The sequence below is a fragment of the Flavobacterium akiainvivens genome, from assembly GCF_001278115.1.
GTDB lineage: Bacteria > Bacteroidota > Bacteroidia > Flavobacteriales > Flavobacteriaceae > Flavobacterium > Flavobacterium akiainvivens.
In genome coordinates this window covers 3,314,177-3,330,614 of the sequence record NZ_LIYD01000005.1, presented here as the reverse complement: position 1 = coordinate 3,330,614, position 16,438 = coordinate 3,314,177, and the positions used below count along the sequence as shown (strand labels likewise).

Annotated in this window: 13 protein-coding genes and 1 pseudogene; 8 read left to right on the top strand and 6 right to left on the bottom strand. The window is 45.8% G+C overall.

Annotation, left to right across the window (positions count from 1 at the left end; genetic code table 11):
• The first annotated feature begins 20 nt into the window (after nt 1–20).
• From AM279_RS15075 to AM279_RS15055, 5 genes are all read left to right on the top strand, one after another.
• On the top strand, nt 21–968 hold the full coding sequence (locus AM279_RS15075) for an aldo/keto reductase (protein WP_054408859.1): 948 nt from the start codon (nt 21–23) through the stop codon (nt 966–968).
• Between the two features lie 131 nt (nt 969–1,099).
• On the top strand, nt 1,100–2,065 hold the full coding sequence (locus AM279_RS15070; RefSeq protein WP_054408858.1) for a 2-hydroxyacid dehydrogenase: 966 nt from the start codon (nt 1,100–1,102) through the stop codon (nt 2,063–2,065).
• A 342-nt stretch (nt 2,066–2,407) separates the two neighbouring features.
• A complete protein-coding gene (locus AM279_RS15065) occupies nt 2,408–3,442 on the top strand; it encodes an IS110 family RNA-guided transposase (protein ID WP_054408857.1) in 1,035 nt (344 codons plus the stop codon).
• Nucleotides 3,443–3,596: 154 nt separating this feature from the next.
• Complete coding sequence (locus tag AM279_RS15060) at nt 3,597–4,820, top strand: MFS transporter (RefSeq protein WP_054408856.1); 1,224 nt, start codon at nt 3,597–3,599, stop codon at nt 4,818–4,820.
• Between the two features lie 444 nt (nt 4,821–5,264).
• Nucleotides 5,265–5,504, top strand: coding sequence for a hypothetical protein (locus tag AM279_RS15055; protein WP_054408855.1), 240 nt, complete (start codon nt 5,265–5,267; stop codon nt 5,502–5,504).
• Between the two features lie 6 nt (nt 5,505–5,510).
• Here the strand turns inward: AM279_RS15055 and AM279_RS15050 are convergent, their stop codons facing one another.
• From AM279_RS15050 to AM279_RS15035, 5 genes and pseudogenes are all read right to left on the bottom strand, one after another.
• The gene (locus AM279_RS15050) at nt 5,511–7,304 is read right to left on the bottom strand and encodes a hypothetical protein (RefSeq protein WP_054408854.1); all 1,794 of its coding nucleotides are present in this window, start codon (nt 7,302–7,304) and stop codon (nt 5,511–5,513) included.
• Between the two features lie 77 nt (nt 7,305–7,381).
• The gene (locus tag AM279_RS15045; protein WP_054408853.1) at nt 7,382–8,185 is read right to left on the bottom strand and encodes a TdeIII family type II restriction endonuclease; all 804 of its coding nucleotides are present in this window, start codon (nt 8,183–8,185) and stop codon (nt 7,382–7,384) included.
• Nucleotides 8,186–8,219: 34 nt separating this feature from the next.
• Nucleotides 8,220–9,302 (bottom strand): DNA cytosine methyltransferase, encoded by a 1,083-nt coding sequence (locus AM279_RS15040; RefSeq protein WP_236688545.1) that lies wholly within the window; start codon nt 9,300–9,302, stop codon nt 8,220–8,222.
• Nucleotides 9,303–9,304: 2 nt separating this feature from the next.
• Nucleotides 9,305–9,437 (bottom strand): annotated as a pseudogene (locus AM279_RS20900) (MerR family transcriptional regulator); the annotation flags it as partial.
• A gap of 66 nt (nt 9,438–9,503) precedes the next feature.
• Nucleotides 9,504–9,959 (bottom strand): very short patch repair endonuclease, encoded by a 456-nt coding sequence (locus AM279_RS15035; RefSeq protein WP_143090439.1) that lies wholly within the window; start codon nt 9,957–9,959, stop codon nt 9,504–9,506.
• 128 nt (nt 9,960–10,087) lie between these two features.
• Between AM279_RS15035 and AM279_RS15030 the strand changes: the two genes are divergently transcribed.
• Nucleotides 10,088–11,131, top strand: coding sequence for a ligase-associated DNA damage response exonuclease (locus AM279_RS15030; RefSeq protein ID WP_054408851.1), 1,044 nt, complete (start codon nt 10,088–10,090; stop codon nt 11,129–11,131).
• The gene (locus AM279_RS15025; RefSeq protein ID WP_054408850.1) at nt 11,128–12,732 is read left to right on the top strand and encodes an ATP-dependent DNA ligase; all 1,605 of its coding nucleotides are present in this window, start codon (nt 11,128–11,130) and stop codon (nt 12,730–12,732) included. Before AM279_RS15030 ends, AM279_RS15025 begins: the two co-directional genes overlap by 4 nt.
• Nucleotides 12,733–12,748: 16 nt before the next feature.
• Here AM279_RS15025 and AM279_RS15020 read toward each other — a convergent pair whose 3' ends face one another.
• Nucleotides 12,749–14,260 (bottom strand): glycoside hydrolase family 43 protein, encoded by a 1,512-nt coding sequence (locus AM279_RS15020; RefSeq protein ID WP_201782550.1) that lies wholly within the window; start codon nt 14,258–14,260, stop codon nt 12,749–12,751.
• Between the two features lie 359 nt (nt 14,261–14,619).
• Here AM279_RS15020 and AM279_RS15015 point away from each other — a divergent pair, with 359 nt between their 5' ends.
• On the top strand, nt 14,620–16,308 hold the full coding sequence (locus AM279_RS15015; RefSeq protein ID WP_074961677.1) for a carbon-nitrogen hydrolase family protein: 1,689 nt from the start codon (nt 14,620–14,622) through the stop codon (nt 16,306–16,308).
• The last annotated feature ends 130 nt before the right edge of the window (nt 16,309–16,438 follow it).

Here is a 16,438-nt window from a genome sequence, read left to right as displayed (position 1 = left end):
TAAGCCAAAATTATTTAATCATGGAAAAAAGACAATTAGGCACCACCGGCCTGCACATGTACCCCATTGCCTTTGGCGGTAATGTATTTGGGTGGACTATTGACCAAAACAAATCATTTGAAATACTGGATGCCTTTACCGGCGCCGGGTTTAATTTTATTGACACGGCCGATGTATACTCGCGCTGGGCACCGGGCAACGCCAGCGGCGAGAGCGAGGCCATTATAGGCAACTGGCTCAGGGAACGCAACAACCGCAGCGAGGTAATTATTGCCACCAAGGTGGGCAGCGATATGGGCGACAGTAAAAAAGGCCTTAAAAAAGACTACATCATTCAGGCGGCAGAGGCATCGCTTAAGCGCCTTAAAACCGATTATATAGACCTGTACCAAACGCATTTTGACGAAGAAAGCACACCCGTGCAGGAAACCCTTGAGGCCTACCAGCAGCTTATTAAAGACGGCAAGGTGCGCTATATAGGCACCAGCAATATGTCGCCCGAAAGGATAAAGGAGTCATTACAAACGTCTCAGGAACACGGGCTGCCGCTGTATGAAACCCTGCAGCCGCACTACAATATGCTGGACCGCCAGGGTTATGAAAGCACGTATGAGCAGCTTGCCCTTGCAAACAACCTTGGGGTTATTCCGTATTTTTCGCTGGCAAGCGGTTTCCTTACGGGGAAATACCGCACTAAAGAAGACCTCGGCAAAAGCGCACGTGGCGGCGATATGGACAAGAACTTTAACGAAAGGGGATTCCGTATTCTTGCGGCGCTTGATAAGGTGGCGGCTCAATACAACGCCACCCCTACCACCGTGGCGCTGGCATGGCTTATTAATCGCCCAAGTATTACGGCTCCTATTGTAAGCGCCACAAGCATTAGCCAGTTAGACAGCCTTATTGCGGCGCCTAAACTTAGCCTTACGGCAGAAGATGTGGCTTTCCTGACGCAGGAGAGTAAATAAGCCTCTCCCCACCCCTCTCCAAAGGAGAGGGAGTAGCTTCACTCATACTTTAAACTATTATAGAAACCAATTTTCACGCTCTTGACTCCCCTCTCCTTTGGAGAGGGGCCGGGGGTGAGGCCAATTATAAAATGAAAGTATTTATAACACGTAAAATACCACAGGCGGGGCTGGCGCTTCTTGAAAAAGAGGGCCTTGAAATTACGCAGTGGGAAGAAAAGCGCGAACTTACCGAAGCCGAATTTATTGAACACTGCAAGGTTGCCGATGGCATTATATTAAGCGGCAGGCGCATGGTTAATGCCGCTTTTTTTGAGCAATGCAGCCATTTAAAAGTGGTATCGCTGCTCTCTATTGGTTATGATAATGTAGATATTGAGGCGGCTACAAAGGCTGGCGTTGCCATAGGCAATACACCCGATGTGCTGAGTAAATCCACCGCCGAAACGGCTTTCCTGCTTATGGTTGCCACTGCCCGCAAGGCCTTTTACCACCATAAACGCATTGGCAACGGCCAGTGGGGATTTTTTGAGCCCACCGCCGGGCTGGGTACCAGCCTGTTTGGCAAAACACTGGGCATTTTTGGGTTAGGGAATATAGGCCTGGAAATGGCGCGTATGTGCAAAGGCGCTTATGGCATGGATGTTATTTACCACAACCGTGGGCATAATGAAAAAGCCGAACAGGAGCTGGGTGCACGCCGTGTGGGCTTTGACACCCTTCTCGCGCAAAGCGATGTGCTTTCAGTTCACGCTAACCTTAATGATGAAAACAAGGGGCTGTTTGATGCCGGTACATTTGCTAAGATGAAAAATTCGGCGCTCTTTATCAACACCGCTCGAGGTGGCATACACAACGAAGCCCACCTAAAGACAGCCCTTGAAAACGGAACAATATGGGGCGCGGGGCTTGATGTTACCAACCCTGAACCCATGGATAAAAGCAACCCTCTGCTAAATATGGAAAACGTGAGCATACTGCCGCATATAGGTACTGCTGTTAAGGAAACGCGCGATGCCATGGCGGTACTGGCTGCCCAAAACCTTATTGCAGGGCTTAAGGGTGAGGAGTTGCGGGCACAGGTTACTTTATTATAAATGAGGTAAAAAACTGTTCCTTGAAGATATAATTTCAAACACAAAGACACAAAGGGCGCAAGGGAAAAGCTTCATTTTATAATAAAATCATGCTTTTCCCTTGCGCCCTTTGTGTCCTTTAGTTTGCAAAGTGGATTGATTAATAGTATTCCGAAGTATATTTATTGTTATTAATCATTCCACAAGAAACAGGGTGAATCAATTTGTGTCAAAGGATTCCGAGGCCTATACGAAGATTACGTACCCTGTTTCTTAGAGAGCAAGATCATAATAGAAATTTAGGTTAACGACCTATTATCAAGGACTTAGATAACACTCTCTTTGTGGAATAAAATATTCAATATGAAACAAAAGTACGTAATTGGAATTGATGTTTCCAAATCTAAACTGGACATTGCCATTTTAAACAATCAGCTGGAATTACTCCAGGAGAGGGTAATTCTAAACAACAGGAAAAGTATTAGAGCTTTTATAAAAGCAGTATTAAATACTTACAGGATAACCAGGGGAGAAGTGTTAGTATGTTGTGAAAACACAGGGATTTACAACAGGCCTTTAGAAGTTGTTTGTTCCGAATTGGATGTGCCCTTATGGGTTGAACATGCCCTTAAAATCAAATGGGCCACAACGGATATGAGAGGGAAAGACGATCGTAAAGATGCGTTGCGGATTGCCCAATATGCCATCCGATATAATGATAAGCTTATTCCTTACCGTGAGGCCACAGAAGTTATTAAACAACTTGGTGTCTTAAACAAAGTACGTGAAGCTATGCTGGGACAAAAAACAGCTTTAGAGAACCGCCTGAAAGAAGCTAAGACGCATGATGCTTTTGAATATCAAATACTCTCCAAATCCTTTAAACAGGTATTAAATGCTTTGGTTAAATCTATAAAACAAACAGAGGAAAAGATAGAACAGTTAATTGCAAATGATCCTGAAATAAGCCAGACCAAGGCACTCATAACCACCATACCGGGTATAGGGCCACAATGTGCTGTGAATTTAATAATTGCAACAAATAACTTCACATCCTTCCAGAGCGCCAGGCATCTTGCCTGTTACGCGGGAGTGGTGCCTTTTAAAAATCAATCCGGTACTATAGTAAAAAAGGAACGAGTATCAAAAATGGCCAATAAGAATATTAAAAAACTACTGCACTTGGCTGCAATGGCATCAATAAGGTTCGATGAAGAAATCAAAGAATACTATCAACGTAAAGTATCAGAAGGAAAAAATAAAATGAGTGTATTAAACGCCGTTCGAAATAAACTTGTTCACAGAATAATGTCTGTAGTAAATAGAAAACAGGCTTACCTGTCAAAAAATGAATACAGCTCTCAAAAAACATTGGACTTTACTTGTTTGATAACATAGAAATCTTTGTGTTTTTTAAAATTACTTTAGCGTCCTTCCTATTTATCTCTCCAAAAAAGGTATACCGCACACTGGCAAACAAATACTTAACAAAAAATGCACGCCTAAGCTGCACATAGAAGCATTGAAACAAAAAACATAGTAACTTTGCAGCATGGATACCGAAATAAACCTGTCGCGAAAGGTGCGCAAGCCTTTAAAATCGTATAAATTAGCCAAAGAGGGCTACCTGAACCGTGTGCGCCTGGCGGTGAGTTTGTTTTACTTTAGCATGGGGCTTACCTTCGCCACATGGGCCAGCCGTATTCCGGATATTAAGGAAACGCTGGGGCTTAGCGAGGCCGACCTTGGTACGGTGCTGTTTGCCATACCGTGCGGGCAGCTTCTCATGATGCCTTTTTCGGGCAAGCTGGTGGTTAAGTACAGCAGCCGCAAAACGGTACAGATGGGCATACTGCTGTACATAGCGGCCATGGTTACACTGGGCCTGGCTACAGAACGCTGGCACCTTATGCTGTCGCTGTTCTTTTTTGGTGTTTTTAGTAACGTTACAAACATATCGGTCAACACACAGGGATTGCTTACTGAGGGTATTTTCCGCAAACCTATTATGTCTTCCTTTCACGGGGCATGGAGCCTGGCGGGTTTTACCGGGGCGCTTGTGGGCCTGCTGATGATGAACCTTAAGCTACAGCCCATTTACCATTTTGCCATTATAGGGGTGGTGCTGTACATTAATATATTTTTAAACTACAGCTATTTAATTAAAACACGCCCACCAAAGCCCAAAGCCGTTGAGGCGGAGAAAAAACGCAGCCTGCTGCCCAAAATGAACCCTGCCCTGGTGTGGCTGGGCATTATAGGTTTTTGCAGTATGGTAAGTGAGGGCATTATGTTTGACTGGAGCGGGGTGTATTTTAAAGATGTGGTAAAAGCGCCGGAATCGCTGGTTATACTGGGCTACACATCATTCATGATCATGATGGCATCGGGCCGTTTTATAGGCGACAGGCTGGTGGGGCGTTTTGGTCGTAAACGCGTGCTGCAGGTTAGCGGCGTGCTTATTACCGGGGGTATGTACCTGGCGGTGCTGCTGCCTTATGTGGTGCCATCAGCCCTTGGGTTTATGCTTGTTGGCCTGGGCGTAAGCACCGTAGTGCCGGGGGTGTACAGCCTTGCGGGGCGCACACCGGGCATTGAACCCAGCCAGGCCTTAACGGCGGTGTCGAGTGTTAGCTTCCTGGGCTTTTTAATAGGCCCGCCGGTTATAGGCTACATTGCCGAAGAGGTAGGCCTCAAGATGTCGTTTGCCATAATAGGTGTTTTCGGTCTGGGCATTGTGGCGCTGGTATCGAGGATAAAAATGGAAGCCCCCTAACCCCCAAAGGGGGAATAGTCGAAGGTCAAAAGTCGGCTGTTCGAAACTAAGGGCTTTATGACTTTTGACCTTCGACTTTTTTGACTGAAATTTAAATTCACGATATATCGTGAATTTTTTTTGAGGTACCGGATTAATTTTGGAACGTCCTTCAAAAATTCAGTTTATTTTTTTATTTCCAATTTTGGACTCAGACCTCAAACTTTGTCACTTTGCAACACTGTCACTTTGTTACTCAATTTCAATGTCCAAAAGTGAAATATTAAGCACTTTTTGATGCTGTTTTGTAAGAAAACATCCTGTTTTGAGAATCACGATTTCACATTTTTTTAACAGCCGCAATCGTACAGTAAAATTTTGAAAATTTCGTAATGATTTTGCCAATATTCTAATTTTTTTTAGCAAATTGCTGCCTCAAAGTCAATCAATTAAGCGAATTTTATTATGTACGATTTAATTTACACCGTTGAGGGCAACAAACTGCTGGAAGCACTTGCCGATATAGCCTACCTTGCCGGCCAGAAGGGGTTCTTTAGCGGCGACTCCCGCGAAGACATAGCCGCATTTATTAGCTGGGCCAAGGAATTTGAGACCATGCACGACGAAACCAACTGGGACGAGGTAGACTACCATGACGCTATTGAAGCCTTCACATTCAACAAGTTACGCATAGACGCACACTAAAAATGGCTATATTGCCACAGCTAACTGAGGTACCACTAATGCTTCTAACTGTGTTTTATACTCCTGTAATTTTTGCAGGTTATCCATTCTTTGCTCCTCAAAATGAACACTTTGCGTGAATAATTCCTCATAATAGGCAATACCCGAAAGCAGGTTGGCCTTAAAAACTGTCCATTTTTTGATTTGCGCAGCAGTTAAGTTATTGGTTAACAAGCTTTCGCGAAAGTATTCCACATACAAATCCAGCTCTTTAATAAACATATTAGGGCGGTATCCTTCAGCGAGTACGAACTCATACCCATAAATATGCCTAACCATTTGGCTGAGTGATACTTGCTTATCAAAATACGCTAAATTAGGCCCGGGGCATACCACCACGCCCTGTTGCTCTCCTTTTATAACCATCTCATTTTCAATGTATGCAGGGTTGGCAAGCCCCACACAAAGGCACGATTTTACGGTTATGGCTTCCTGCTCTTCTGTAAAATCGACATCAGAAGCAGTAAGTTCCTGTAATTTAAGCTTTTGGTACTTGTGCGATGCGGTACAAAGCCCCTCGGCATCATACTGTGTGTTGAGTGCCAGCAGCTTTTTGGGGCATGAGCTTCCGGGGCGGCCATCGGCTATGCGTTTGGCCTTAAAGTACTCATTAGTAGTACCCTTAATGGCGTTGAACGGCACCCCTAAAGGCGAAATATCGCTACGGTAAAAGTCAGTATCACAGGCAGTTGCAAGCAGTTGTCGGGTTTGGGCATCGGTTGCAGTGGCTTCGGGAACCAGCAAAAACGGCGACCCCCAGCCTACTGAATCGGCAGCATATTCGTCCAGCAGGAAATCGTGTTCCCGGGCTGTACCCACCCCGCCCTGCACGGTAATTTTAAGCGGGAGCGGCTGTACAGGCACCGGTAATTCCTTCTGCATAAGTACCTTAGTCATAAGATTGTGAGCCGTTTCGATAAGTTCCTGTCTGCGATTTTTGAACTCCTCCATAATAGAACCCAGCAAAAGGCCATCGGTAGCAAAGGCATGGCCACCGCAGTTAAGGCCTGATTCTATGCGGTATTCACTCACCCAGATGCCCTTTTTGGCAAGGAAACTGCCCTGTATGAGTGCCGAACGGAAGTCGCTTACCTTCAGGATGACCTTCTTTTTGAGGTGGCCAAAACGGTCAGGGTAAAAATCATTAAACTCTGATATATAGCTGTATAGCGATGGGTTCATCCCTGCCGAAAGCACTACAGACGACCCTAACGTGCTGTTGGCAAAGCCCCTAAGCGATGCATGGGCATCGTTATAAATGGTTGGCAGGGGCTGCTTTTGGCTGAAGTTGGTCTTGTCCACCTTGGTCATGATGTTAACGTCGATAGTCCCCGGCGGCACGTGTTGCGCCAGAAAGTTCCTGATTTCCTGGCTTTTATCAAACGTGCTGTAGGCATATACCTGCAGGCCGCGCTTTACGTGGCTCATTTGCGGCACGGTGTTTATAAAACTGATGAGCGACTCCTTGCAGGTGGCCAGCTCCGCGCAGAAATCCGTGTACTTTTGCTTTACTACCCTGTCTAACATATTGAGGTACTGGGTAGTGCGTTCAGCGCGGTAGTCGGCCATTTTTTGGGTTATCTCCTTATAGGGCAGTGCCAGCTTCTGGCTGTAAAAGGCGCGCATACGCTCCATGAGCTCGTCGTCTACTATTGAAACTACGGAGTCAATGCCAAATTTGGCCACTTTTATAGGGGTGTCTATGGTATACGCCAGACCCATAACGGGTATGTGAAAGGTGTGGGGTTGTGCAGTTGTCATGTGTCTTCCGGTAAAAATATCCTGCAAATATGGGGCAGGGGGGCTTATCGGAATATGATAAATGTCATGTGGGGGGATTAATTAAATATTTGTTCCAATATATCCTTCAAATCTCCACTTTCCGCAATATCAACAAAAGCTTTGTGGATTACCGAATAAGAATTTTCGAACCCGGTACAAAAATCCCAAAACTCATTTTGAACCCAAGCTTCATTTATTTGTTCAAGTGGCCTACCTCTATTTACAGTATTATCCCAAAAATCTAATTGACCATAAGGATTATAAGGAAATACTATCCTAGCCTCTGCTAGACCCTCAGGAAATTGAGAATAAAAATAAGCATACCAAGTTAAAAGTTGTATCAAATACTTCGAATAATCACCTACATTTGGTTGAACAGTCTTAGTATCAAAAAAATAATTTACACCATCTTTAATGAGCCAAACATCCACACCATGACCTGAAGGGGCTTTTTTAAAATTATCTATCGGATTCTGAATAAAATCTTCACAAACACTTTTTATTGCCAAATGAGAAGCACGAGCATCGTATTGTTTACTGCCATTTCTCCTACTTGCTATTATTGTCTGCAATGTATTGTGTAAATTGTGAGGCATATTGGTAGGCATTTGCAAGTTGTTTTTAACTACTTCAAAACCATTCAATTCCGCTAAATTTCTCGCTAAAGGTTCCCACAAAGTTGTACCTAAAGATGTTTCAAGCCCTCCAACTATTGACCTTACTTTTCTTTCATTAGGCATTATCAAATCTAAAATTTGAAACTTTTTTTTCTTTTTAAGTTTAGTAACTGCATATTTCCTTATACTATTAATTGCAGTATTTCTTGTAGTATCAAAAATCTCTTGTTCAGTTAGTGGCATATGAGGATTATTTGGCCACAATATAAGAATTTATTTATGAATAATACTTATTCAAAAAGCTAACTAACGAATACCCTATTTCCTTACCTAAGTTGACTGGTACCGCGTTACCTATCTGTTTATATTGATGCGCAGCTGAACCCTTAAACTCCCAGTTATCAGGAAACGTTTGGATACGGGCATATTCTCGTACAGTAAACGGGCGCGTTTCTTCAGGATGGCAACGTTCGGTTTGTTTTTGGGCAGGGCTACAAGTTAAGGTAAGGCAAGGTTCATCCCAGCCAATCCTGCGTGCCATACCTGTTTTGCCGCCACCTAAATAAAAGCTTTTACCCATAAACTGTTTTTGAAGTTCAATGGGTAGGTCACGCCAGTAACCTTTCTGAGGCACAAGATCTAATACCTCTTTTTTACTTACAGGATATTTAGCACCTATTGATTTAGGGACATCAGTATCGAATAAATCCCCCTGTTTTAGTGCATCTTCTAAGTTATAGATACGCTTATAGGGCTTAGGATACTCAAAATCAAAAGCAATATCTTTTCGAACCCCCACTAAAATAAGCCTTTCACGTTTTTGAGGTACCTTATAGTTAATTGCCTTTAAAACCTGCACCGGCATAACCCTATAACCAATTTCATCAAGTATTGAAATCATGCCTTGTAGCGTTTTACCGCCATCATGGTTTAATAACCCCCTTACATTTTCTCCCACACAAATTAAAGGCTCAACCTCTTTTACAGCCCTGGCAAATTCATAAAACAACGTACCCCTTGCATCCTCTAAGCCCAATCTTTTACCGGCATAACTAAAAGACTGGCAGGGAAACCCACCTGTGACAATATCAGCTTGCCCTTTATAATTTGAGAAATCATATTGCTTAATATCCCCTTCAAGGACATTCCATTTAGGCCTGTTAGCGCGTAAAGTTTGGCAGGCGTACTTATCTATTTCATTTAATGCAACGCATTTAATACCAGCTTGTTCGAGCCCAATAGCCAGCCCACCAGCACCCGCAAAAAGCTCAAGTACAGTAAATTGCTCCTGTGGAACTACTTTGTTTGATTTTTCAGAAATATATTCAGCTTGAAAATCATCTGTAAAAGGAAGGAGCATATCAGTAGTATAATACCTTTTATTTGTAACGGGCTCCCGTAAAGCTTTTAACTTACCCTCATCATCCCACCTTATAATTGTTTTTTGGCTTTTACCTATAATTTCAGATGCTTCGGCAGTATAATATTTTTTCATAACCAATTGGACAAAGTTGGACATTGGTTACAAATCTATTGAAATAGATTTAAAGAAAAAACTTATTTAAAGAAATTTTTCATTATCTATGTAAAAAATTTTCTTCTTCATTTCATCTACTTGTGTTTCAATAATTTTCAAACAACCCTGTAAATTTTTTTTCACATCAAATCCCCAAAAACGTAAGACTACCCATCCTTTTGATAATAAAGATTCGTTTACTTTTTTATCACGAGCCATATTACGCTCAATTTTTGCAATCCAATAATCTCGGTTACCATGTAGTTTAGTTTTTTTTATTTCCCAATTATAACCGTGAAAAAATTCGCTATCTATAAATATAGCAATGCGGTACTTTTTAAAAACAATATCAGGTGTGCCAATTATAGTTTTATCGTTCTTTCTATATCTATAACCCCGTTTCCATAGTGCTTTGCGTAATAAGACTTCTACAGACGTATCTTTACTTTTGATAGCCCGCATGATTTTTCGCCTCTCCTCCGTTGTATCTAATTTAACCACCGCGAATAAACTTTCAGAGTCTGTAACAAAGGTAAGCAACTTAATGGTATACTTCCGTTAAACTTCTCAAAACCCCTTACCACTCAACCACAACGTTTTGTAACTTTAAGAGTACAAAACCAAACCCCATGAAGCAGCCCCTGCTGGCATTTAACGACAAAGGCATATACTGCGCCGCGGCCGATGTGTACCTCGACCCGTGGCGGGCTGTGCCAAAGGCCATCATTACACACGGGCATGCCGACCACTCCCGCTGGGGCCACGGCAGCTACATAACCCAGCACATGAACGTGCCCATAATCCGCCACAGGCTGGGAGACATAAACGTAACGGGTAAGGACTGGGGTGAAACGTTTACCATAAACGGCGTCAAATTCAGCTTTCATCCTGCCGGGCACATAGTGGGCAGCGCGCAGGTGCGCGTGGAGCATAAAGGCGAGGTATGGGTGTTTACGGGCGACTACAAAACCGAAGACGACGGCCTTTCCACCCCTTACGAAGTGGTTAAATGCCATACGTTTATCACCGAAAACACTTTTGGGTTGCCCGCTTTTAAGTGGACTCCACAGGCCGAGGTTATGGCTGATGTAAACAGCTGGTGGGCGCAAAACCGTGCCGACGGCCAAACCTCAATACTCTTTGGCTATACGCTGGGCAAGGCGCAACGGCTGCTGAAACACCTTGACCCGGATATCGGGCGCATATATACACATGGTGCGGTAGAGAACATGACGCAGGTTATCCGCCAGATGGTGGATTTGCCCGAAACCATACGCATTACCCCCGAAACCAGAAAGGAAGACCTATTGGGTAGCATTGTTTTGGCTCCGCCCAGCGCCCACGGCAGCACGTGGATACGCCGCATGACACCCTATGTAACGGGTTCTGCAAGCGGCTGGATGGCCTTCAGGGGGCACCGCAGGAGGCGTGCAATAGACAAGGGTTTTGTGCTGAGCGATCATTGCGATTGGCCCGGCCTTTTAGAAAGCATACGCGCTACCGGTGCCGAAAAAATAATCTGTACCCACGGCTATAGCGATATTTTTAGCACCTACCTGCGCGAATTAGGCTATGATGCCCGTACCGAACACACCCAGTATGAAGGCGATGAGGGCGACACTGAAGTCCGCACTGCTGCCGAAGCAGAAGATGAGGAAGGAGGTACACAATGAAGAACTTTGCCGAACTGATAAAGACCCTCGACAGCTCTAATAAAACCAACGTTAAGGTGGAGGCGCTTACGCAATACTTTAAAAATGCGAGTGATACCGACCGTGTGTGGACAATTGCCATACTCTCGCACCGCCGCCCGCCACGGCCTGTAAATACTACCCTTTTACGCCAATGGGCTGCCGAACTGGCGCAGATTCCGCTATGGTTATTTGAAGATTCGTATCACATAGTGGGTGATTTGGCCGAGACCATTGCCCTTGTTATCCCCGCCTCTAAAGAGCAGAGCGACAAGAGCCTTACAGAATTTGTAGAGGAAATGATTACGCTGAAGCGGAAAACCGATGATGAGAAAAAAGAATACCTGCACCGCAACTGGCTCTCCCTTAACTACTACGAACGCTTTGTATTTACCAAGCTCATAACCGGTAGTTTCCGTATCGGCGTAAGCCAGAAGCTTATGACCCGTGCCCTGAGTAAAGCCACGGGTGTAGACGAAGATGTACTGGCCTACAAGCTTATGGGCGAGTGGGACCCTTCCCGCATTAGTTTTCACAACCTGGTTTTAGAAGAAAGTGCACAGGACAACCTGAGCCGCCCTTACCCGTTTTACCTGGCCTATGCGATTGAGGGCGAGCCTGAAGACCTGGGAGATGTTGCTGAGTGGAGTGCTGAACACAAGTGGGATGGTATCCGCAGCCAGACCATTGTGCGCAATGGGCAGCTGTACATCTGGAGCCGCGGCGAAGAACTGGTTACCGATAAATACCCTGAACTGGCCGTTTTTATTGATGTGATTCCGGATGGAACCGTGATTGACGGCGAAATCCTGCCCTGGGTAGACGGCAACATAGGCTCGTTTAACGACCTGCAAACACGCATAGGCCGCAAGACAGTTTCGGCGGCATTGCTTAAAAAAACGCCTGTGGTCATCCGTGCCTACGACCTTTTGGAATGGCAAGGCGAAGACATCCGCAACCATCCGTACATTAAGCGCCGTAAGCTTTTAGAACAGCTGTATGAAGACATAAAAGCCTACCAGACACCCCTACAGATAAGCGAACGCATAGACCTGGACAGTTGGGACCATGCCCTGCACGAAAAGGCCAAAGCACGCGAGTTGCGCAGTGAGGGGCTTATGTTTAAACGGAAAGATTCGCCGTACCTGGTGGGCCGTAAAAAGGGCGACTGGTGGAAGTGGAAGCTGGACCCGTTTAGCATTGATGCCGTGCTCACATACGCCATGCGGGGCAGCGGCCGCCGTAGCAACCTGTTTACTGATTATACTTTTGCCTTGTGGGAAGATAAGGAAGACGGCACCCGCGAGCTGGTTACGTTTGCCAAGGCTTATTCCGGTTTAACCGATGCCGAGTTCCGCATGGTAGACGATTACATTAAGAAGAATACGCTCGAACGTTTTGGCCCTGTGCGTAGTGTTACCCCAAAGCTGGTGTTTGAAATTGGCTTTGAGGGCATTGCCTTTAGCGGAAGGCACAAAAGCGGGGTGGCTACACGTTTCCCCCGTATACTGCGCTGGCGGCACGATAAAACCATTGAGGAAGCGAATAGTATTGACGATTTGAAGGCAATGATACCGAAGTAGTTTTCAGTTACAGCTCCTACTCAAAAGTATAATGGAACCAGTCAAAATGCGCCGTGCCACCCTCCTGCACTTCATTATAAGAGAATAGCGCCGGGCGTGCGCCTTTCCAGTAGTTGCTGTTAGCTATCTCGCAGTTAGTACCAATTAGTATGTAGGCCTTACCGTCAGTACTATAAGAAAGTACCGTACTGCCTTTCAGGTTAATATCCATTTTAAGGTACACGTATTCTCTGTTCACTTCAGGCCCTGTTACTGCCTCGCCTTTGTTAGAAGCATAAAAGTACAGCCTGTCCCCTTTCTTTATAACGCCCACCTCGTGGATGTTTTGCCCCACAAGGCACAGGCCCGCCTTTTGCCCATCGGCCAGGTCTTTGGTAGCCATACGGGTGGTAACGGTACCGCTGTTGCCCACCATTTTCTGCGTAAGTGTGTTGGGTGCATTCTTGTTATCATCGGCCTTAGCGGCAGTTAAAGACAAGTGCCCTTTCTTTTGCAAGAGCGACCGGTTTTTATCAATCGGGTTGTGGTTCCACTGCCACTGAAAGCCCAGGTTTTTACTATCAAATTCATCGGACGTTGCCGGAAATTCAGGAGTGTATGCCTTACTTACATCGGGCTTCTTATAATTTGCTACCGGTTCGCCAATGCCGTTTCCATCATAATCAATACCCATTAGCGGCCAGCCATCCGTCCATTTTACAGGCTGCAGGTGGCAAATCCTGCCCAGCGCGCCCACATCCTGAAAATGCATAAACCACGCCTCGCCTGATTCCAGCTCTACAAGCCCACCCTGGTGCGGCCCGTTTATAGCCGTACTGCCCTGTTCCAGCACTATTTTATGCTCATAAGGCCCATAAATAGATTTAGAACGCAGCGCCACCTGCTCACCCGTAGCCACACCCCCTTCAGGAATTATAAGGTAGTACCAGCCCCCTCGTTTGTAAAACTTAGTACCTTCGGCCACATTACCGCGGTATACCTCAACCCCATCGTCAAGCAACTTTGTGCCGTCAGGGCTCATTTTATGTACAATTATAGGCCCTGCACCCAGCACGCTGTGGCCCAGATAAGCCGTACCGTCTTCATCCCAAAACGGGCACGGGTCTTCCCAGCCTTTGGTGCGCTTTACCTCAACCAGCGGGCTCCACTGCCCGGCAGGGTCTTTGGCTGTAGCCATATAAACACCTTCTTCCGGCGTGCAGAAATACACATAAAACAACCCGTTGTGCTGCCTTATACTGGGCGCCCAGCTGCCCTGGCTGTACTTTTGCATTGTGTTGTAGCCCTCTGCAAAATCAAAGCGGTTGTATATTTGATTAATAAGCGTCCAGTTTACCAGGTCTTTAGATTCCAGCACCTGCATGCCCATGTAATGAAAATCAGAACAGACCATGTAAAAAGTATCGCCTGCCTTAATAATATCGGGGTCAGAATAATCGGCGTTAAGCACCGGATTGTTATACGTACCGTTGTACTGGTCGCCCCAGGTTAAGGATTTTGGCTCGCTTTGCGCGAAAATTGTTCCCACACATAACAGGCACAGAAGGATTGGTTTCATCATAGTAGTACAGAATAGTATAGCAAATATAGTAAAAGATACCATAAGTGATTTCAGAATTCAGATTTTAGATTTCAGATTGCTTTACAGCCCGGTGAGCTTCACTTTATAATCTAACGACTATGCGAAACCTTTAGCCTCCTTTGTGTCCCGATAGCTATCGGAATTGCGAAATAGCCTCCCCCACAACCTTAACCTTTTGTAAGGATTTACCACACAACATTTTCCGTACATTTGGGTAAAAGCCACCAACGGCACAACATTAACCATTTAACGTCCCCAAACTCCCCTCTCCTTTGGAGAGGGGCCGGGGGAGAGGCTGAAATTTTATGCAGGCAGAGATAAGCAAGGTTGAATTGCGCAACCTTAAAATAGAAGATTATAAAGAGCTGCGCCTTAGTATGCAGCACGCCTATACCGGCGCCGATATGGATATGGATGAGCCCTACTGGGGCCTGGCCGATATTAAGCGCCTGTTGAAGATGTTTCCCGAAGGGCAGCTGGTAGTGCTGGTAGACGGCAAGGTGGTGGGCAGCGCGCTGTCGCTTATTGTAGACCTTAAAAAGGCTACGGCAAACCACACCTATGAGAAAATAACCGGCAACTATACCTTTGATACCCACGATTATGATGGCGAGGTATTGTATGGTATTGACGTATTTATAGACCCCGCCTACCGCGGCCTGCGCCTGGGCCGCCGCCTGTATGATGCCCGTAAGGAACTGTGTGAGCAGCTTAACCTTAAGAGCATCATCTTCGCCGGGAGGATGCCCCATTTTAATGACTACAGCGGCGAGCTTACCCCAAAGGACTACATAACTAAGGTGCGCCTTAAGGAGATTTACGACCCCGTACTGTCGTTTCAGCTCAGTAACGATTTCCACGTGATTCGCATTATGCGCAACTACCTGGAGGGCGATAACGACAGCCAGGACTATGCAGTGCTCATGGAGTGGAATAATATTTATTATGAGAAGGAGCCCAAGCTCATCAACGCCCGTAAGAGCGTTATCCGTCTGGGGCTGGTGCAGTGGCAAATGCGCCCCCTGGCTAATGTAGAGGCGCTGTATGAACAGGCTGAGTTCTTTATCGATGCCGTTTCGGGCTATGGGTCGGATTTTGCGCTGTTCCCTGAGTTGTTTGTGGCGCCGCTTATGGCCGACTTCAACCACCTTAGCGAAGCCGATGCCATAAGGGAAATTGCCCGTTATGCCGAGCCGATACGCAAGCGTTTCCAGGAAATGGCTATTTCGTATAACATCAACATCATAACCGGCTCCATGCCGCTTGTGGAAGACGGCGTTCTGTATAATGTGGGCTTTCTTTGTAAGCGCGATGGTACCTATGAGCAGTACACCAAGATACACATTACGCCAAACGAGGTAAACTACTGGGGCATGAAGGGTGGCAGCACCATACAAACCTTTGATACCGACTGCGGCAAGATAGGCATTGTAATTTGCTACGATGTAGAGTTCCCCGAGCTGAGTCGCCTGTTGGCCGATGACGGCATGGAAATACTTTTCGTGCCCTTTTTAACTGATACCCAAAACGGCTACACCCGCGTGCGCCACTGCGCCCAGGCACGTGCTATAGAAAACGAATGCTATGTGGCCATTGCGGGCTGTGTGGGCAACCTGCCGGGGGTTAACAACATGGATATTCAGTATGCCCAGACTGCGGTGTTTACGCCCAGTGACTTTTCGTTTCCCAGCAATGGCATAAAGGCTGAGGCCACCCCAAATACCGAAATGACCATTATTGTAGACGTAGACCTGGACCTGCTTAAAGAGCTGCACGAGTTTGGCAGCGTGCGCATACTTAAAGACCGCAGGCTCGACCTCTACAAGCTTAAAAAACAACCGGTAGCCCCACCAAAACCGGAACCTGTTACAGAACCTGAACAAAAAGAAAACGCACCCAAAGCCCTTAAGGCCAGTGCCGCCCGTGGCCCAAGGATAACCGGTGCAAAACCCGCTAAGCCTGCCACCACAAGGGCTACAAAGCCAAAGCAATAGTTAAGCGGTTGGTGGTTAAGGGTTGGGCGTTGTTTTTAAAGTTGCGCTTCGACAACCTGAGCGTAGACGATTTGCGCAAGTACTTCAGCCTGAGTTTGTCGAAGGCTTTTTATGCGTCCTAAAAAACTTT